The sequence below is a fragment of the Rathayibacter sp. AY2B3 genome, from assembly GCF_002931755.1.
Lineage (GTDB): Bacteria > Actinomycetota > Actinomycetes > Actinomycetales > Microbacteriaceae > Rathayibacter.
The window spans coordinates 1-18,695 of sequence record NZ_PSUG01000063.1; the positions used below are offsets into that span (position 1 = coordinate 1).

The following is an 18,695-nucleotide window of genomic DNA, read 5'->3' on the forward strand; positions in this document are numbered from 1 at the left end:
GCACGACGACCGCCATCCGCCGCCACGGAACACCGTCGCGCAGCCGCCGCTCGCGCAGCAGCCGCGCCACCGTCGGCGCCTCGCGCGCCGCCGTCTCCGAGGAGGAGCTGCCGTGATCGACGCCCTGACCATCGCCGAGCGACTCGACCTGCGCCCGCCCACCGCCGAGCAGCGCGCCGTCATCGAAGCGCCGCTCGAGCCGGCCCTCGTGGTCGCCGGTGCCGGCAGCGGCAAGACCGAGACGATGGCCAACCGCGTCCTCTGGCTCCTCGCGAACGGCCACGCGGCGCCGTCGGAGGTGCTCGGCCTCACCTTCACCCGCAAGGCGGCGGCCGAGCTCGGCGAGCGCATCGGACGGAGGATCGACCAGCTCGGCGCGGCGGGCCTGCTCCCGCTCGCGCCAGGGCAGACGACGCCCGACCCGTTCGAGGCCGCCACCGTCTCGACCTACAACGCCTTCGCGAACACGATCTTCCGCGACAACGCCGCCCTGATCGGCCGCGAGGGGGACGCGACCGTGCTCTCCGAGGCCTCCGCCTGGCATCTCGCGCGGGGAGTCGTGGCCGACACGGCCGATCCGCGCATCCTCGAGGTGGAGGCCGGGATCGACCGGCTGACCGACCTCGTCGTCTCGCTCGCGCACGACCTCGCCGACAACCTCGCCGATCCGGCCGCGGTCGCGGCGTTCGCCGAGGACTTCCTCCGCCTGGGCGAGCTGCCGCGCGGAGGCAGCGGCTCGGGGCTCTACCGCGAGCTCGAGAAGGCGCTGCAGGCCGTGGGCGCGCTGCCGGTGCTGACGGCGCTCGCCGAGCGGTTCCAGGAGGCGAAGGCCGAGCGCGGCTTCGTCGAGTTCTCGGACCAGGTCGCCCTCGCGCTGAGGATCGTCGACCGGGTGCCGCGGATCGTGGACGAGCACCGCGCGAGGTACCGGGTGGTGCTCCTCGACGAGTACCAGGACACCTCCGTGCTGCAGACCCGCCTCCTCTCGCGGCTCTTCGCCGGGCAGGGAGTGATGGCCGTGGGAGACCCGCACCAGTCGATCTACGGCTGGCGCGGTGCGAGCGCCGAGGGGCTCGGCCGCTTCGGCACCGATTTCGGGGGAGCGGGCCGCTTCTCCCTCAGCACGAGCTGGCGCAACGGCCGCCGCGTGCTGACCGCCGCGAACGCGATCGTGGAGCCGCTGTCGGCGGGGAGCGCGGTCGCGGTCGACACGCTGAGCGCGGGTCCGCAGGCCTCCGAGCACCCGGTCGAGCTCACCTTCCCCGAGACGATCGAGGAGGAGGCGGACGACGTCGCCGCCTGGTTCGCCGGGCGCCTGCGCCAGAGCGCCGAGCCGCCGTCGGCCGCGGTGCTCTTCCGGGTGCGCGCGCACATGGACCGCTTCGCCGCCGCGCTCGCGAAGCACGGCGTCCGGTACCACATCCTCGGCATCGGAGGCCTGCTGCGGCAGCCCGAGATCGCCGACCTCGTCGCCGCGCTCACCGTGGTCGAGGACCCGGCCGCCGGCAGCGAGCTCGTCCGCCTCCTGGCCGGCGCCCGCTGGCGTCTGGGGGTCCGCGACCTCAAGGCGCTGCGCGACCTCGCCTCGTGGCTCGCGGCGCGCGACCACGCGCACCGGCTGCTCCCGGAGGCGGTGCGCGAGCGGATGCGCGCCTCCGTCACCGAGGGCGAGGGCGGCTCGATCGTCGAGGCCCTCGACTTCATCGCGGCGCGCCGCCCCGGCGACGACGGGCGGATCGACCACTCCGCGCTCGGCGGGTTCAGCGCCGAGGGCCTGCGGCGCCTGCATGAGGCGGGCACCCTGTTCGCCCGGCTGCGCGCCCGGGCCGGGCTCGACCTCCTCGACTTCGTCACCCTGGTCGAGCAGGAGCTGGGCCTGGACATCGAGGTCGAGGCGAACGAGTCGCGCGGGGACGGCCGCGCCAACCTCGAGGCGTTCCGCGAGGCGGTGGCCGGGTACCTGCAGACGGACGACCGCGGCGCCGGCACCGGGTCCTCCCTCCGCGGATTCCTCCGCTGGCTCGTCCTCGCGGACAAGCGCGACGGCCTGGCCCCGCGACCGGAGGACCCGGAGCCGGGGACGGTGCAGCTGCTGACGATCCACGGCTCCAAGGGCCTGGAGTGGGACCTCGTCGCCGTCCCGAGGATGGTCGACGGCGAGCTCCCCGGCACGCCGGTCGAGGGCTTCCGCGGCTGGGTCAGGCTGGGCGCGATGCCCTACGCGTTCCGCGGCGACGCCGCCGAGCTCCCCGATCTCGCCTGGCGCGGCTGCAGCACGCAGAAGGAGGTCGTCGACGCGATCGGAGCGTTCGGCGACACTCTCCGCGAGCGCAACGAGGCGGAGGAGCGGCGTCTCGCCTACGTGGCCGTCACGCGGGCGCGTCACCACCTCCTGCTCAGCGGCTCGTGGTGGGCCGGCCAGGCGAAGCCGCGCGGACCGGGCGTCTTCCTCCGCGACCTCGAGGAGGCCGGAACGATCCCGCCGCTGCCGACCGAGCCCGCGAACGAGGAGAACCCGCTCGAGCGGGCCCCGCGCACGTTCCGCTGGCCGCACGATCCGCTCGGCTCCCGCGGCGACCGGGTCCGCGCCGCCGCCGCCCGGGTCCGCAGCGCCGAGCCCGCCCTGCTCGGAGCGCGCGGCGACGACATCCGCCTGCTGCTCGCCGAGCGGGCGGTGCGGCTTGCCGGGGGCGAGCGGACCCCGCTGCCCACCCGCATCCCCGCCTCCCGGTTCAAGGACATCGTCAGCACGCCGGACGAGGTCGCGGCGCAGCTGCGCCGGCCGATGCCGGAGCGCCCCTACCGGCAGACCCGGCTCGGCACGACCTTCCACTCCTGGGTCGAGAACCGCTTCGGCGTCCAGGGCGGGGCCGAGGCGGTCGACACCTTCCCCGACGAGCTCGACGACGCCGGTCCCGCGAGTGTCGAGCAGGAGCGGCTCGACGCCCTGATCGCGACCTTCGAGCGCTCGGAGTGGGCCGACCGGCGCCCGGAGGCGGTCGAGATCGAGATCCACCTCCAGCTCGCCGGCCATGTCGTCGTCTGCAAGCTCGACGCGGTGTACCCGACGGAGGACGGCGTGCAGATCGTCGACTGGAAGACCGGGCGGGCGCCGAAGGACGCCGCCGACCTCGAGCTCAAGCAGTTCCAACTCGCGCTGTACCGGCTCGCCTACTCGCGCTGGCGGGGAGTGCCGCTCGAGAGCGTCGACGCCGTGTTCTACTTCGTCGCCGACGACCTCGTGCTGCGGCCCGAGCGGTTCTACTCCGAGCGCGAGCTCGCGGAGTCGCTCTCCTCGGCGACGGGAGCGAGCCCGCGGCCGTGAGCGGAGGAGCCCGTGCGGGCTCCCGGCGTGCGGTTGAGCAGCTCCTCGACCTCCGAGACCTCCAGCACCGGGCCGGTGTCGGTCGAGAGGGGCGCGGAGAGGTCGCCGAGCACGCTGTCGACCAGCGTGTCCAGCATCGCGACCGCGTCGTCCACGATGGCGGAGTCGTCGGTCTCGGTGCCGTGCAGCAGCCAGCGGGCGAGCTCGAGTTCGGCGTAGAGCTGGGCGCGCTGGCGGATCGTGCGGTCCACCGCTCCCGCGCGCATCCGGGAGTAGGCCGAGAGCGCCGTCTCGGAGCCCGGGGCGCTCAGCAGCCAGTGCAGGTCGCGCGCCGGGTCGCCGACCCGCAGTGCCGCCCAGCCGAGCACGGCCGCGACCACGTCGCCCGAGCGGAGGAAGGAGTCGGCCGTCATCGAGCCGTTCACCACGGTCGGGTCGAACTGCCAGAGCGCCTCGTCGGAGGAGGCCGACTCCCAGCGCGCGACGAGCGCCGCCGGGACGTGGCCGGTGTCGGCCGCGCGCTCGATCACGGCGACCGTCTCGTTCACGCTGTCGCGCGCGTTCGCGATCGGCAGGCCCGCCTCCTGGACGAACGACACCGGGAGCGAGTGGATCGCTCCGACGGCCCGGCCGATCGAGTCGGCGAGCCCGCTCTGCGCGGCCACGTCGTCGATGAGGACGCGGTCGCCCTCGAGGTACTCGTAGACGACCGCGCGGGTGCCGTCGAACGGCGTCTGCCCCACGCTCTCCTGCAGATCGAACGGCAGTCGGCTGCGGATGCCGGCGGTCAGCGCCCGGAGCGCGACGAGGTCGCCGAGCTGCTCCTGCTCCGCCAGCGCGGACGTCGGCACGCGCACGACGAGGCGGGCGCCCTCGCGCGTCGTCAGCAGGGCGGAGTCGAAGTCGCCGTGCGTCGAGGACGTGAAGGGGCGCGCGGAGCGGACGTCGAGGCCCTCGACGGCCGAGGTGGCCAGCGCGGCTAGAGTGAGATGGGATCTGGCCATGGTTTCCAGGGTAGGCGGCTCGTGCCCGGCCGGCCCGCCGCCACGCGCTGTCCCGCCGATGCCGTCGAAGGCCCGCGACAGCGGTCCTCGCGGCCCCCGTCACGAAATGAGCCCCGGATGTCACTGCCCTTCGCCGATCGCCTCCCGCTCTCGCGACAGGCGGCCGACCGCGACGGCGTCGGACGCTCGCGGCCCGCGCTCTTCGACGAGCTGCTCGCCGATCCCGCCACCCGCGTGCTCGTCCTGCACCACGACCGGACCCTGGTCGAGGCCGACAGCCTCCTCCTGCGCCGCCCCGAGGACGTGACCGCCGGCACCCTCCGGATCTACCTCGGCCGCACGCTCGCGGAGGCCCCCGGCGAGCCGGTCGGCACTCCCGTGATCGCGACGGTCCTCACCGACGCGGCCGCCGCCGAGCTCGAGCCCGACGAGGAGCGGTGGAGCGGCCTGCGCCCGATCGCCGAACGCCTGAGCGACCGCGACGCGGGCCTGTTCACCGAGGCCCTCGCCATCGCGAACTGGCACGCCTCGCACGGCTACTCGCCCCGCAACGGCGATCCGACCGTCGTCGAGCAGGGCGGCTGGGTCCGCCGCTCGCCCACCGACGGCAGCCAGGTCTTCCCGCGGACCGACCCGGCGATCATCGTCTGCGTCCTCGACGCGGACGACCGCCTCCTCCTCGGCTCGAACGCGATGTGGGGCACCGGCCGCTTCTCCCTCCTCGCCGGCTTCGTCGAGCCGGGCGAGTCGCTCGAGGCCGCCGTGATCCGCGAGATCGGCGAGGAGTCGGGCATGCGCGTCGTCGACCCGCAGTACCTGGGCTCGCAGCCCTGGCCGTTCCCCGCCTCTCTCATGGTCGGCTTCACCGCCCGCCTCGCCGAGGACCAGTCCCCGGAGGACCTGCTCCCGGACGGCGAGGAGATCGTCGAGCTGCGCTGGTTCACCCGGCAGCAGCTGCACGAGTCCCTCGAGTCCGTGCTGCTGCCCGGCCGCTCGTCCATCGCCCGAGCGATGATCGAGGACTGGTACGGAGGCGAGCTGGAGAACGGCCCGATCGCGTGACCCTGCTCGACGGACTCGACGAGGGGCAGCGCGAGGCGGCGGAGGCGCTGCTGGGACCGGTCTGCGTCCTCGCGGGCGCGGGCACCGGCAAGACCCGGACGATCACGCACCGCATCGCTCACGGAGTGGCGACCGGCGTCTACACGCCGGGTCGCGTCATGGCCCTGACCTTCACCAGCCGCGCCGCGGCCGAGCTGCGCTCGCGCCTGCGGGTGCTCGGCGCCGGCGGCGTCCAGGCCCGCACCTTCCACGCCGCCGCCCTCTCGCAGCTCGGCTACTTCTGGCCGCAGCTGGTGGGGGGCACGATGCCCCAGCTGCTCGACGGCAAGGCCCGCCTGCTCGGGCACGCGGCCGAGCGGCTCCGCCTGAAGCTCGACACGGCGACGCTCCGCGACCTCTCGGCCGAGATCGAGTGGCGGAAGGTGTCCGCCCTCTCCCTCGAGCAGTACGCCGTCGCCGCCCGCACGCGCCCCCTGCCCGGACGGCTCACCCTGGAGCAGACGGTCGCGCTCGTGGACGAGTACGAGGGGCTGAAAGACCAGCGCCGCCAGATCGACTTCGAGGACGTCCTGCTCGTGACCGCCGGGATGCTCGAGTCCGAGCCCGCGATGGCGATGCAGGTGCGCGAGCAGTACCGCTTCTTCGTCGTCGACGAGTACCAGGACGTCTCGCCGCTGCAGCAGCGGCTCCTGGAGCTCTGGCTCGGCGACCGGAGCGACCTCTGCGTCGTCGGCGACGCCAGCCAGACCATCTACGCCTTCGCGGGTGCGCGGGCCGACTACCTCCTCGACTTCCCGTCCCGCTGGCCGGCCGCCACCGTCGTGCGCCTGGAGGAGAACTACCGCTCGGCCGTGCCGATCGTGCAGACCGCGAACCGCCTCATGCGGGGCAGGCCCGGCGCGCTCTCGCTCCACGCCGTCGCCGCGGCCGAGGCGCCGGAGCCCGCGATCGACGCCTACCCGGACGACATCGCGGAGGCGCGCGGCATCGCGGCGCGGGTCGCGGCCGACATCGAGGCGGGGGTGCGCCCCTCCGACATCGCCGTGCTCTTCCGCACCAACAGCCAGTCGGCGGTCATCGAGCACGCCCTGCACGAGCGGGGAGTGAGCGCGCACATGCGCGGCGGCAAGCGCTTCTTCGACCTCCCCGAGGTGAAGCAGGCCGTGATGCAGCTGCGCGCGGCGTCCGTGTCGATCAGCGGCGAGCCGCTGTTCAAGTCGGTGAGCGACGTCCTCCGCTCGCTCGGCTGGAGCGCCGAGCCGCCGTCGGCGCCCGGTGCGGTGCGCGACCGGTGGGAGTCGCTGGACACGCTGGCCCGCCTCGTCGACGAGGCTCCTTCCGGATGGACCTTCCGGCAGTTCACCGACGACCTGATCGCGCGCCAGCAGGTGCATCACGAGCCGGACCGCGGCGCGGTCACCCTCGCCACGCTGCACTCGGCGAAGGGCCTCGAGTGGGAGTCGGTGCACCTGATGGGGCTCGCCGAGGGCCTGCTGCCGATCTCGTACGCCGCCGGCCTCGAGGCGATCGACGAGGAGCGGCGCCTCCTCTACGTCGGCATCACCCGGGCCCGCCGGCGCCTGCGCCTGTCGTGGGCGCGCTCGACGGTCGGCCGCGTCACGCGGAGGGAGCCGTCGCGCTTCCTCGAAGAGCTCGGCACGCGCACTCGGGGTGCGGCTCCCGCTCCCGCACGGTGAAGGCTCCGGAGGCGTCGCTGTAGATCCGCTCGGCCGCGCGGAGCCCGCGCCAACCCGCGAGGAGCCGCCGCAGCACGGCGTCGGCGGCCGCCACGGCGATCGCCGCGCCGGCGAGGGGCGTGCGAGTGGGAGCCGAGCGGCCGAGCACCTGGATCACGAGGCGCGCGCGATCCGGATCGAGGTCCATGCGGTCCCGCTCGGCGCAGTGCAGGCACGGTCCGGACCCCGGCTCCACCAGGGGTCCGAGGCGCACCGATTCGTCGCCGAACACGACCGCCAGGTGCGGCACGTCGGCCGCGAGCCAGTGCGCGGCGCGGACGGGGGCGACGGCGAAGTCGGCGATCAGGACGGCGAGGTCCGGCGTCCCGTCGTCGGCGAGCAGCGAGCAGCCCTCGCTCCGGAGGAGTGTGCGCAGTGCGTCCGGTGCCGCGCCCGTCCCCTCGACGACGACCCGCGGTGCCGGGGGAGGGCCGGGCTCGATGCTGCGCAGCAGGACCGGCCGGAGCGCCTCGAGCACCTCGTCGACCCGCGCCTCGCTCGCTCCGGCGCGCGTCGCGATCAGGCGGACGGTGCCGGCGCTGGTGCCCACGCGGAGCGCGTCGAGCAGGAGCTCCTCCGGGTAGCCGACGCCGTCCAGGACCGCGTGCGGACGGTCCAGGCCGAGCTGGACCGCGGTCGCGGAGCGCCAGAGCAGAGGGAGTCGAGGATCGAGCCGGAGCACCATCCGGCGATCATGGCCGAGACCGGCCCGGCGCCGCGCGAGTTGTCCACAGGCGGGCGACGGACGGGATCAGACGGGGCGGTCGCCCGTGGGGGAGGAGCCGCGGTCGTCGTCGTCCGGCGAGCCGGCGTCGTCGGCCGTGTCCGGAGCGTCTCCGGAGGCGCCGTCGCGCTCGCGCGGCATCGTGCCGTTCAGCAGGTCCTCCAGCGCGCGGTCCATCTCGTCGGGCTCCGGGGTCTCGCCGCGGGCCTCGGCCGTGAGCCGGGCGACGAGCGCGCTCGGGTCGTCCAGGTCCTCCGAGCCGGGGAGCAGGTCGGGGTGCGACCAGAGTGAGTCGCGGGCCTCGGGCCCGACGGCGTCGGTCACGGCCTGCCACATCGCGGCGGCCTCGCGGAGGCGGCGCGGGCGCAGCTCCAGGCCGACGAGGGTCGCGAAGGCGGACTCGGCCGGTCCGCCGGAGGCGCGGCGGCGACGGACCGTCTCGGCGATCGCCCCGGCGCTGGGCAGGCGCGTGGTCGCCGCCGCGGTGACCACGTCGACCCAGCCCTCGATGAGGGCGAGGACGGTCTCGAGCCGGCCGTGCGCGGCGAGCTGCTCCTCCGTCTTCGGCGGGATGAGCGCGCCGGAGGTCATCGCGTCGCGGAGCTCCTCGGGGTTCGACGGGTCGAAGCCCTCGGCCAGCTCCTCGAGGCGGGTGGTGTCGATGCTGATCCCGCGCGCGAAGTCGGTGATCTGCGAGATGAGGGCGAGGCGGAGCCACTTGCCGTGGCGGAACAGGCGGGCGTGCGCGAGCTCGCGGACCGCCAGGTACAGCTGCACCTGGTCCAGCGGGATGTCGAGGCCCTCGCCGAACGCGGCGACGTTCTGCGGCAGGATCGCCGCGTCGTTCTCCTCCAGCAGCGGGATGCCGATGTCGCCGCCCGAGACGACCTCGGCGGCGAGCTGCCCGACGACCTGGCCCAGCTGCAGGGCGAACAGGGTGCCGCCGATCCCGCGCATCATGCCCTCGGCGCCGGCGATCATCGCCTGCATCTCCTCCGGGGCCTGCTCGCGGAGCACGCGGGTCAGCGCGTCCGAGATGCTCAGCGCCACCGGCTCGGCGAGCTGGGTCCAGACCGGCATCGTCAGGGAGATCCACTCGAGGCGGCTGATCGAGCGCGGCGTGCGGCTCAGCTCGGAGACGTACGCGACCTCGTCCAGCCAGAGCGCGGCGACGCCGAAGGCCGCGTCGATCGGCGCCCGCACGGAGTCGGACACCGGCGCGGACTCGGCGCGCGCGAGCTGCTTCGCCTGCTCGAGCGAGAGCGTCCAGTTGACGCCGCCGTCGCCGTTCTGCTGCATCGCGCTCTGCAGCTGCGAGAGCAGGTTCTGCAGGGCTACCGGATCGTTCGGCAGGCCCGCCGCACCGGCGAGCTGCGAGGGGTCGACCGGGCCGTTCCCCGAGAGGAACTGCCGCAGCATCTCCCGGAACTCGTCCTCGGAGCCGCCGCCCGCTCGGTCCGCACTGTCGCCATCGGCCATCGGGATCAGCCCTCCGTCGCTCACGTGAATCCGGTCGCCGCACCGCTTCCGCGGCCCTGCACGGGGCGCCGGTTCCGGCGCGACTCCCAGTCGTGCAAGCTACGTTAGCCCGAGCGCCCGGGGCCTCGGCGTGCAGAGCACCGCTCGGGCCCAGCCCGCTTCCGCCCGCCGCGAACATCCCGGCGGAGCCGCTCCACCCGTTGCCAGAAAGGCCCCCGTGTCGCTGTTCTCCGACGACCCGCGCCCCTCCTCCTCCCCGCGCCGCCCGTGGGTCGGACCGGTCGTCCTCCTCTCGGGAGTCGCCCTCGTGGTCGGCCTGGGCGTCGCGCCCGCCCCCTACGTGATCGAGCAGCCCGGCCCGGTCTTCGACACCCTGGGCAGCAGCAAGGACGTCCCCCTCATCTCGATCCCGGACCGCACCACCTACCCCACGGCCGGCACGCTCGACATGCTCACCGTCTCGGTCGTCGGCAACCCGCAGAGCCTCCCCAACTGGGTCGAGGTCGCGAGCGCCTGGTTCGACCGGACCAAGGCGGTCGTCCCGGTCGACGCGATCTTCCCTCCCTCCTCCACGGTCGAGGAGCGCGACGAGGCGAACCAGGCCGAGATGACCGACTCCCAGCAGGAGGCGATCGCCGCCGCGCTCACCGAGCTCGGCCACCCCGTCGAGCAGCGCGTCTCGGTCGTGCAGGTGCCCGAGGGCTCCCCTGCCGAGGGCGTCCTGGAGGCGGGGGACGAGATCCTCGCGGTCGCCGGGACCCCTGTCGCCGACGCGATCGCCCTGCGCGCGACCCTGCAGACCCTGGGCACCGGCTCCCCGGTGCAGATCAGCATCGAGCGCGAGGGCGCACGGCAGGAGGTGGAGGTCACGCCGCGCGACTCGAACGGCGCCGCCGTCATCGGCGTCCTCCCCGGCGCGGCCTTCGACTTCCCGTTCGAGGTCGACATCCAGCTGGACGACGTGGGCGGGCCGAGCGCGGGCATGATGTTCGCCCTCGGGATCATCGACAAGCTCACCGAGGGCGAGCTCAACGGCGGGCGGAGCGTCGCCGGGACCGGCACGATCGACGCGGCCGGCGAGGTCGGCGCCATCGGCGGGATCCGCCAGAAGCTCTACGGGGCGAAGGGCGCCGGCGCGGAGTACTTCCTCGCACCCGCGACCAACTGCAACGAGGTCGTCGGCCACGTCCCCGACGGGCTCGACGTGCTCGCGGTCTCGACCCTCGACGACGCCCTCGCCGCCCTGAAGGGCATCGCCGCGGGCGACACCTCCGGCCTGCCGGACTGCAGCACCGCCGCTCCCCTCGACTGATCCCACCCGCCGACCCCGGGTCGACGCCCAGGTGAGCCGGACAGCCGTCGCATAGCATGGGTGGCCTCCCCTCACATCTCGACAGCAAGAGGCCCTCACGTGAGTTCCACAGCAACCGAAACCCCGCCGCGGAAAAGACGGAGCGTCCTCGCCGTCACTGTCGTGGTGGTGGCCGTCCTGGTGGTGGCGTTCTTCGTCTTCGCCGGTCTGTACACCGACATCCTCTGGTACGACCAGCTCGGCTTCCTCTCCGTCCTCACGACGCAGTGGGCGGCGGCGGGCGGGCTCTTCGTCATCGGCTTCGTCGCCATGGCCGTGCCGGTGTTCATCAGCCTGATGCTGGCGTACCGCCTCCGGCCGGTCTACGCGAAGCTCAACTCGCAGATCGACCGCTACCAGCAGGTCGTGGAGCCGCTGCGGCGCCTGGCCACCTTCGGGATCCCCGCGGTGCTCGGCCTCTTCGCCGGCGTGTCCTCCGCCACCCGCTGGCAGACGAGCCTCACCTTCTGGAACCGCACGCCCTCGGGCACCACGGATCCGCAGTTCGGCCTCGACACGTCGTTCTACCTCTTCGAGCTGCCCTTCTACCAGAGCATCGTCGGCTTCGCGTCGGCGGTCCTCCTGATCTCGGCGTTCGCGACCCTCGCCACCGGCTACCTCTACGGAGCGATCCGGGTGAACGGCCGCGAGATCCGCATCTCGAAGGCCTCGCGCATCCAGCTGGCGGTCATCGCCGCCCTCTACCTCGCCGTGCAGGCGGTCAGCCTCTGGCTCGACCAGTACGCGACGCTCGCGCAGCAGGGGCCCCGCATCACCGGCGCCACCTACTCGACCGTCAACGCCACGATCCCGGGCCTGCAGATCCTGGCCGGCATCGCGGCGCTGGTCGCGATCCTCTTCGTCGTCACCGCCTTCATCGGCCGCTGGCGCTTCCCGGTCATCGGCACCGCGCTGCTGATCGTGTCGAGCCTGCTCGTCGGCTCCCTCTACCCGTGGATCGTGCAGAAGTTCCAGGTCGAGCCCAACGAGCGCACGCTCGAGCAGCCCTTCATCCAGAACAACATCGACATGACCCGCCAGGCCTACGGGGTGAGCGACGTCGACGTCATCCCCTACGAAGCGACCACCGACGCGGAGCCGGGCGCCCTGCGCTCGGACGCCGAGACCACCGCGAACATCCGCATCCTCGACCCCGCCGTGGTCACCGACGCGTTCTCGCAGCTGCAGCAGTTCCGCCAGTACTACAAGTTCGGCGACACGCAGAACGCGCTCGACGTCGACCGCTACTCCATCGACGGATCGACGCAGGACGCCGTGGTCGGCGTCCGCGAGCTGAACCTCAACGGCCTCGGCACCAACCAGACCTGGTACAACCAGACGCTCGTCTACACGCACGGCTACGGCCTGGTCGCCGCCTACGGCAACCAGCGCTCGGCCGACGGCGAGCCGGTGTTCATCGAGTCCGGCGTCCCGACCACGGGCGACCTCGGCGACTACGAGCCGCGGATCTACTTCGGCGAGAACTCCCCGCCGTACTCGATCGTGGGCGGCAACGACTCGCGCGACATCGAGCTCGACTACCCCTCGGGCACCGACGGCGCGCAGCAGACCTACACGACCTTCGACGGCGACGGCGGCCCCGCTCTCGACAACGTCTTCAAGAAGCTCGTCTACGCGATCAAGTTCCAGTCCGAGCAGATCTTCCTCTCGGACGGCGTGAACGACGACTCGCAGATCCTCTACGACCGCGATCCCGTGCAGCGCGTCCAGAAGGTCGCGCCGTATCTCAAGCTCGACTCCGACGCCTACCCGACCGTCGTCGACGGCCGCGTGAAGTGGGTCGTCGACGGGTACACCACCTCGGCCGACTACCCGTACTCGGAGGTGCAGAGCCTCTCGCAGGCGATCGCCGACACGAACACGCAGCAGCAGTTCCCGACCGACGACGTCAACTACATCCGCAACTCGGTCAAGGCGACGGTCGACGCGTACGACGGCAGCGTCACGCTCTACGCGTGGGACACCGAGGACCCGATCCTGCAGACCTGGCAGAAGATCTTCCCGACCACGGTGAAGCCCGTGAGCGACATGTCGGGCGAGCTGCTCAGCCACGTCCGCTACCCGGAGGACCTCTTCAAGGTCCAGCGCGCGGTCCTCGGCACCTACCACGTCACCGACGCGGGCTCCTTCTACTCCCGCGAGGACGCCTGGGCGACGCCGAACGACCCGACCAGCGGAGCCGCGACCACGGCCGCCGCGACCGGCACCAGCCTGCAGCCGCCGTACTACCTGACGCTGCAGACGCCGGACCAGGACGTCCCGTCGTACTCGCTCTACTCGACGTACATCCCGGCGAGCGTCCAGGGCGCGCAGGCCAGCCGCAACGTGCTGACCGGCTACCTCGTGGCCGACTCCGACGCCGGCTCGACGGCGGGCTCCGTGGCCGACGGCTACGGCACCCTCCGCCTGCTCGAGCTGCCGAAGGACGACACGGTGCCCGGTCCCGGCCAGGTGCAGAACGCCTTCACGACCGACCCGACGGTCGCGAACGAGCTGAACATCCTCTCCCGCGGCGACACCACCGTCACGAGGGGCAACCTGCTCACGCTGCCGGTCGGCGGCGGCCTGCTCTACGTCCAGCCGATCTACGTGCGCTCCAACGGAGACACGAGCTTCCCGCTCCTGCAGAAGGTGCTGGTCGCGTTCGGCGACGACATCGCCTTCGAGGACACCCTCGACGCGGCCCTCGACAGCCTCTTCGGCGGCGACTCGGGAGCCGACGCGGGCGACACCGGCACGCCGACGACTCCGGACGCGGGCACCGGCACCTCGGGCGGCGACACCGGAGGCGACGCGGGCGGCACGACCGGCGGGACCGGCACCACGCCGACCACGGGGGACCAGACGGCGCTCCAGCAGGCGCTGAACGACGCTCGCGACGCCCTCGCGGCCCGGGAGACGGCGCTCAAGTCCGGTGACCTGACCGCGTTCGCGGCGGCCGACGAGCAGCTGACCGAGGCGCTCTCGCGGGCGCTGCAGGCCGAGGGCGGCCAGTAGCCCGCATGGTGCAGGTCGACCGCGGCGAGCACCTCCGCTCGGGGGAGTGGCTCGAGCTCAACCGCACGTACTGGGAGGAGCGCACCGGCGAGGGTGCGCTCCACCCGGAGCTCGTCGCCGCGGCGCTCCGCGGCCCCGGGCCGCGGATACTCCAGCTCGGCTCGGGCGACGGGCTCGACGCGCTCGAGCTCGCCCAGCGCGGCGCCCGCGTGGTGGGCGTCGACTTCTCGATGCCGGCCGTGCGCCGAGCACGCGCCGCCGCAGCGGAGCGGGACCTCGCCGGCTCCGCCCGCTTCGTCTGCGCGAACCTCTACGAGCTGCGGCACATGCTGCCGGAGCCCGACTCGTTCGACGTGGTGCTCAGCAGCGCCGGCGTCGTCTCGTGGCTCCCCGACGCGGAGGAGTGGGCGCGGCTGGTGGAGTGGTTCCTCGCCCCGGGCGGCGTGGCGCTCATCGCCCCCTCGTCGTCCGCTCCCGTCGACGCCGACGTCCGCACCTGGTCGCGCCCCTCGTCCGCGCTCGCCGCGGCACTGACGGCAGTCGGGCTGAGTGTGGACGAGGACGCCCCGCTGCGCGCCGCCAAGCCCGCCTGAGACCGGAGCCCGCCCCGCCACCGCGTCGATTTGCACCGGCGCCGGAACGCGTGTAGTGTCTCTTCTTGTGCCGCGGGGTGGAGCAGTTCGGTAGCTCGCTGGGCTCATAACCCAGAGGTCGTAGGTTCAAATCCTGCCCCCGCAACAAGAAAGCGAAAGCCGGTCCTGAGAAGGGCCGGCTTTCGTCGTTGACGCCGGTCCGAGAACGGCGATCAGCGGCCGGGGCGCCCGGGCGGCGCGTCAGTCGGCCTCGATGACGCTGAGCACGTTCCCCGACGGATCGCGGAACCAGCAGATCGTCGGTCCGTGGCCGCGCATCACCCCGTCCGCATCGGTCGGCAGCGACGGGTCGTCGTAGATCGCCGTGGCGACGCCCGCCGCGTGCAGCTCGGCGACCGCGGCGTCGACGTCCTCCACCGAGAAGTTCAGGATCGTGAACGACGCCGGCGCGTGGTCCGGCTTCGGGTACGCGATCGCGCGGCCTCCGCCCGGCAGCCGGATGTCGAGGATCCCCATCGCGTTCACCTCGACCTCGAGCCCCAGCACTCCGCCGTAGAAGGCCCGCGCCGCCTCCACATCGTCCACGCTGAAGCCGCTGAACGCCCTCTCGCTCCGGATCATCGCCGTCCTCCGTCCCGCGGCCGCACCGTCGCGCCCGCTCCGCTCCGGACGCTACTCCGGTCACCCGCCCGCGTCACCGTCGGATCCGTCCGCGGCGCCGCCGACCACGAGCCGAGCCCGCTCGACCCGCCTCCGCGGACCGGACTCCCGACGCTCCGCGCCAGCGCGTGTGCCGGACCGGCCCTCACGTTAGGCTCGACCCCGATGCGAGGGGTGCTGCTGTGAGGGACGAACGCGGGGAAGACGGCTCGAACGAGGGAGTCGGCGACCAGCCGACCCGGCGGAGCCTGCGGCAGGCGCCGCACGCGCTGCCCGCGGCACGCGTCGCCACTCCGGTCCTCACGCCCGTCCGCCCTGTGCGGCGCCGCCGGGGCCGCGTCTTCCGGACGACCGTCAGCACGGTCGCCCTCGCCGCCATCGCGGGCCTGGTGGCCGTCTCCGCGCTCCCCGCCTACTCCGTCGATCCGGTGCCCGACTCGCAGGCCGCGGTCGAGGCCGCCGCCCGCGTGCAGGCGCTCGGCAACCAGAAGCTCACCGTCGCGCCGACCGCGCTGCAGGAGCAGGTGATCCGCGACTCCTTCACCGCGCCGACCCAGGCCCAGCTCGACGAGGCCGCCGCTCAGGCGCGGGCCCTCGCCGCCGCCGAGCAGGCCGCGCGTGACGCCGAGACCGCCCGCCTCGCCCAGGAGGCGCAGGCCGCGGCCGGCACGACCGGCATCGACGGCGCCGCCGCGGGCAGCGGCGGCTCCAGCACCTCGGTCACGCCCCGCGAGGAGGGTGACGACTACCCCTGGCGCGACCAGCTCACCGACGACCAGGGCGGCGGCCTCTCGCCGCTGCGGTACTACTACCGCGAGTGCGTCGACTTCGTCGCCTGGCGGATCAACCGCGACCAGGGCTCGACGAGCGCCCCCTTCAAGTGGACCTGGGGCAACATGACCCCGGGCGGCGGCAGCGCCTACGCGTGGGCCGGCCAGTGGGCCTCCCACGGCTGGGTGACCAGCAGCACGCCCGTCCCCGGCGCGGTCGCCTGGTTCACCGGCAATCACGTCGCGTACGTGCAGGCCGTCAACTCCGACGGCACGGTCTCGCTCGAGGAGTACAACTGGGGCAACGACCACGCGTACCACAAGCGGACCATCCCGGCCTCCCAGGTGGCGCTCTTCCTCTACCCGCCGAGCTGATGACCGGCGCCGTCGGCATGGCCGTGGCGCAGTTCGCTCCCACGCAGGACCGGGAGGCGAACCTCGCGACGATCGGGCGCCTGGCCCGGATCGCCGCCGAGCGCGGCGCGAGCCTCGTGGTGCTGCCGGAGTACAGCTCCGCCTTCACCGATCCGCTCGGGCCCGAGCTGGTCGCCGCGGGCGAGGCGCTCGACGGGCCGTTCGTCACGGGTCTCGCAGCCCTCGCGCGCGAGCTCCGGATCCACCTCGTCGCGGGCATGGTCGAAACGGTCGACGGCCGGCGCATCGCGAACACGCTCGTCGCGCTCGACCCCGAGGGAGTGCTAGTGGCCCGCTACCGCAAGCTGCACCTGTACGACGCCTTCGGCCGGACCGAGTCAAAGTGGGTCGCCGCGGGAGAGATCGCCGCGCCCGAGACCTTCGTGGTCGGCGGCCTCGTCGTCGGGCTGCAGACCTGCTACGACCTGCGCTTCCCCGAGGTCAGCCGCTGGCTGGTCGACGCCGGGGTCGACGTCATCGCGGCACCGGCCGAGTGGGTGCGCGGCCCGCTTAAGGAGGCGCACTGGCGGACGCTGGTCACCGCTCGCGCGCTCGAGAACACGATCTACCTCGTCGCAGCCGACCAGACGCCGCCGATCGGGGTCGGCACGAGCATGATCGTCGATCCGATGGGCGTCGAGATCGCCACTCTCGGCGAGGTCGAGGACGTCGCCGTCGCCTGGGTCTCACGCGAGCGGATCGACGCGGTGCGCGCGACGAACCCGGCTCTGGCGCTGCGGCGCTTCCGGGTGCTCCCGCTCTGAGCGCCGCCACCGCCGCCACGGCGCCGGGGAGTCGGCCGCATCCGGTGCCGCCGGCTCCTCAGCGTGGCATGCGAGCGAGGCCCGCGACCGCCGTCTCCAGCACCTCGAACCGCTTGCAGAACGCGAAGCGGACCAGCGACCGGTAGGCAGCGGCGTCCTCGGGGCGGCAGAACGCCGACACGGGCACCGCCACCACTCCCGCGAGCTCCGGGAGCGCCCGGCAGAGCGCGACTGCGTCGTCGTAGCCGAGCGGTGCCGCGTCCGCGACGACGAAATAGCCGCCCGAGGACGGCGCGACGCCGAAGCCGGCCGCGGCCAGGCCCGCCGACAGCAGGTCCTTCTTGGCCGCCAGCGTCCGCGCCACGCCGGTGAAGAAGGCGTCCGGGAGCCCGAGCCCGAGGGCGACGGCCCCCTGGAACGGCGAGCCGCTGACGTAGGTGAGGAACTGCTTGACCGCGAGGACGGCCGTGATCAGCTCGCGCGGGCCCGTGACCCAGCCGATCTTCCAGCCCGTGGTGCTGAAGGTCTTGCCCGCCGAGGAGACGGAGAGTGTCCGCTCGAAGGCTCCGGGAAGGGAGGCGAGCGGGACGTGCGGAGTGTCGAAGCGCAGGTGCTCGTAGACCTCGTCCGTCACGATCAGGGCGTCGTGCCGCTCGGCGAGCCGCACGATCAGTGCGCGGGTCTCTGCCGGGAGGACGGAACCGGTCGGGTTGTGCGGGTCGTTCACCAGGATGACCCTCGTCCGGTCGCTCACCGCGGCGGTCAGCTCGTCATGGTCGACCGTGAAGGAGGGGCCGCGCAGGAGCACGGTGCGGTGCACCCCTCCGGCGAGGGCGATCAGGGCTCCGTAGGCGTCGTAGTGCGGAGTGAAGGTGAGGACCTCGTCGCCCGGCTCGAGCAGGCCCAGCAGAGCCGCGGCGAGGGCCTCGGTGGCACCCGTGGTGACGAGGACCTCGCCGTCGGGGTCGAGGGCGATCCCGGAGAAGCGCAGCCGGTGCGCGGCGATCGCCTCGCGCAGCACGGGGAAGCCGGGACCCGGCGGGTACTGGTTGATGCCCGACGCGATGGCGGCACGCGCGGCGTCGAGGATCTCGCGCGGGCCGTCCTCGTCCGGGAAGCCCTGGCCGAGGTTCACCGCTCCGGTGCGCAGGGCGAGCGCGCTCATCTCGCTGAAGACGGTGGCGGCGACCTCGCCGCCGGGGCCGAGGAGGCCGGCGCCCGCCGCGGCGCGGGACCAGGATCCGGGAATGCTCACGTGCCCAGTGTGCCCGCTCGGGGCGTCCGGCCGGTTTCATTTCCCGCTCGCAGGCCCGTCATAAGAAACGCCCAGGTACGATCGCCAAGCTATCCCCGCTTGGAAGGAGCAGCACCCATGACCGAGAGTCACGAGGGTCCTCGTCAGCCGGAGGAACCCACCACGCCGACGGAGTCCGGCGCCCGGGAGGCGACCGAGCGCACCCACGGCGAGAGCTCCGGAGCGTCGTCCTCGACCACCGGGCCCACCGAGCCGATCCACCAGGGCGGAGCGCACCGCGAGAGCGGGAACCCGACCGTCCCCTACCCCTCCTCCTCGGCCCCCCAGCCGCCGTACACGCCGAACGCGACGGCCGGCAACGAGGCGCAGCCCGTCTCCCAGCCCGCCCGCTACGGGCAGTACGCGCCGCCGGCGGCGAACACCCTGCACGGCTCCGAGGAGCCGCCCTCCTCGAGCCCCTTCGGCCCCGGCGGCGAGGTCGCCGCCACCGTCTTCAGCGAGATGAGCGCGCTCGCCCTGCGCACCGGAGCGGTGAACCTC

General features: G+C 73.5%; 14 protein-coding genes and 1 tRNA gene. 10 read left to right on the forward strand and 5 right to left on the reverse strand.

Features of this window, described 5'->3' with window-relative positions:
• Positions 1 to 112: 112 nt before the first annotated feature.
• Positions 113 to 3,325 carry an ATP-dependent DNA helicase gene (locus C5C24_RS16125; RefSeq protein ID WP_104280751.1) on the forward strand — a complete coding sequence of 1,071 codons (3,213 nt, stop codon included), beginning with the start codon at positions 113 to 115 and terminating at the stop codon, positions 3,323 to 3,325.
• On the opposite strand, the gene C5C24_RS16130 is transcribed toward C5C24_RS16125, so the two are convergent.
• Positions 3,262 to 4,329 carry a phosphotransferase gene (locus C5C24_RS16130; RefSeq protein ID WP_104305444.1) on the reverse strand — a complete coding sequence of 356 codons (1,068 nt, stop codon included), beginning with the start codon at positions 4,327 to 4,329 and terminating at the stop codon, positions 3,262 to 3,264. The two genes, C5C24_RS16125 and C5C24_RS16130, sit on opposite strands and share 64 nt — an antisense overlap.
• 117 nt (positions 4,330 to 4,446) lie before the next feature.
• On the opposite strand from C5C24_RS16130, the gene nudC reads away from it, so the two are divergent.
• Both nudC and C5C24_RS16140 read left to right on the forward strand, forming a co-directional pair.
• Positions 4,447 to 5,391: an NAD(+) diphosphatase gene (gene nudC, locus C5C24_RS16135; protein ID WP_104305445.1), complete on the forward strand. Its 945-nt coding sequence runs from the start codon at positions 4,447 to 4,449 to the stop codon at positions 5,389 to 5,391.
• Entirely contained in the window at positions 5,388 to 7,088 is a 1,701-nt protein-coding gene (locus C5C24_RS16140; protein ID WP_104305446.1) for an ATP-dependent helicase, read from the forward strand. The genes nudC and C5C24_RS16140 overlap by 4 nt, the downstream gene beginning before the upstream one ends.
• Here C5C24_RS16140 and C5C24_RS16145 read toward each other — a convergent pair.
• Both C5C24_RS16145 and C5C24_RS16150 read right to left on the reverse strand, forming a co-directional pair.
• Positions 7,009 to 7,812: a hypothetical protein gene (locus tag C5C24_RS16145; RefSeq protein WP_104277648.1), complete on the reverse strand. Its 804-nt coding sequence runs from the start codon at positions 7,810 to 7,812 to the stop codon at positions 7,009 to 7,011. The genes C5C24_RS16140 and C5C24_RS16145 overlap by 80 nt on opposite strands.
• A gap of 66 nt (positions 7,813 to 7,878) precedes the next feature.
• The gene (locus tag C5C24_RS16150; RefSeq protein ID WP_104277662.1) at positions 7,879 to 9,330 is read right to left on the reverse strand and encodes a zinc-dependent metalloprotease; all 1,452 of its coding nucleotides are present in this window, start codon (positions 9,328 to 9,330) and stop codon (positions 7,879 to 7,881) included.
• Positions 9,331 to 9,547: 217 nt separating this feature from the next.
• On the opposite strand from C5C24_RS16150, the gene C5C24_RS16155 reads away from it, so the two are divergent.
• From C5C24_RS16155 to C5C24_RS16170, 4 genes are all read left to right on the forward strand, one after another.
• Entirely contained in the window at positions 9,548 to 10,642 is a 1,095-nt protein-coding gene (locus tag C5C24_RS16155) for a PDZ domain-containing protein (protein ID WP_104305447.1), read from the forward strand.
• A 99-nt stretch (positions 10,643 to 10,741) separates the two neighbouring features.
• Positions 10,742 to 13,699 (forward strand): UPF0182 family protein, encoded by a 2,958-nt coding sequence (locus C5C24_RS16160; RefSeq protein WP_181135560.1) that lies wholly within the window; start codon positions 10,742 to 10,744, stop codon positions 13,697 to 13,699.
• A 5-nt stretch (positions 13,700 to 13,704) separates the two neighbouring features.
• A complete protein-coding gene (locus tag C5C24_RS16165; protein WP_104305448.1) occupies positions 13,705 to 14,292 on the forward strand; it encodes a bifunctional 2-polyprenyl-6-hydroxyphenol methylase/3-demethylubiquinol 3-O-methyltransferase UbiG in 588 nt (195 codons plus the stop codon).
• Positions 14,293 to 14,363: 71 nt separating this feature from the next.
• Positions 14,364 to 14,437, forward strand: a tRNA-Met gene (locus C5C24_RS16170).
• Positions 14,438 to 14,532: 95 nt separating this feature from the next.
• Here the strand turns inward: C5C24_RS16170 and C5C24_RS16175 are convergent.
• The gene (locus C5C24_RS16175) at positions 14,533 to 14,913 is read right to left on the reverse strand and encodes a VOC family protein (RefSeq protein ID WP_104280745.1); all 381 of its coding nucleotides are present in this window, start codon (positions 14,911 to 14,913) and stop codon (positions 14,533 to 14,535) included.
• A 221-nt stretch (positions 14,914 to 15,134) separates the two neighbouring features.
• On the opposite strand from C5C24_RS16175, the gene C5C24_RS16180 reads away from it, so the two are divergent.
• Both C5C24_RS16180 and C5C24_RS16185 read left to right on the forward strand, forming a co-directional pair.
• Positions 15,135 to 16,097, forward strand: coding sequence for a CHAP domain-containing protein (locus C5C24_RS16180; protein WP_104305449.1), 963 nt, complete (start codon positions 15,135 to 15,137; stop codon positions 16,095 to 16,097).
• Positions 16,097 to 16,900 carry a carbon-nitrogen hydrolase family protein gene (locus tag C5C24_RS16185; RefSeq protein WP_104305450.1) on the forward strand — a complete coding sequence of 268 codons (804 nt, stop codon included), beginning with the start codon at positions 16,097 to 16,099 and terminating at the stop codon, positions 16,898 to 16,900. The genes C5C24_RS16180 and C5C24_RS16185 overlap by 1 nt, the downstream gene beginning before the upstream one ends.
• 58 nt (positions 16,901 to 16,958) lie before the next feature.
• On the opposite strand, the gene C5C24_RS16190 is transcribed toward C5C24_RS16185, so the two are convergent.
• Positions 16,959 to 18,155 (reverse strand): aminotransferase class I/II-fold pyridoxal phosphate-dependent enzyme, encoded by a 1,197-nt coding sequence (locus C5C24_RS16190; protein ID WP_104305451.1) that lies wholly within the window; start codon positions 18,153 to 18,155, stop codon positions 16,959 to 16,961.
• Between the two features lie 117 nt (positions 18,156 to 18,272).
• Here C5C24_RS16190 and C5C24_RS16195 point away from each other — a divergent pair.
• A partial coding sequence (locus tag C5C24_RS16195; RefSeq protein WP_219812890.1) for a hypothetical protein occupies positions 18,273 to 18,695 on the forward strand: 423 nt, incomplete at its 3' end.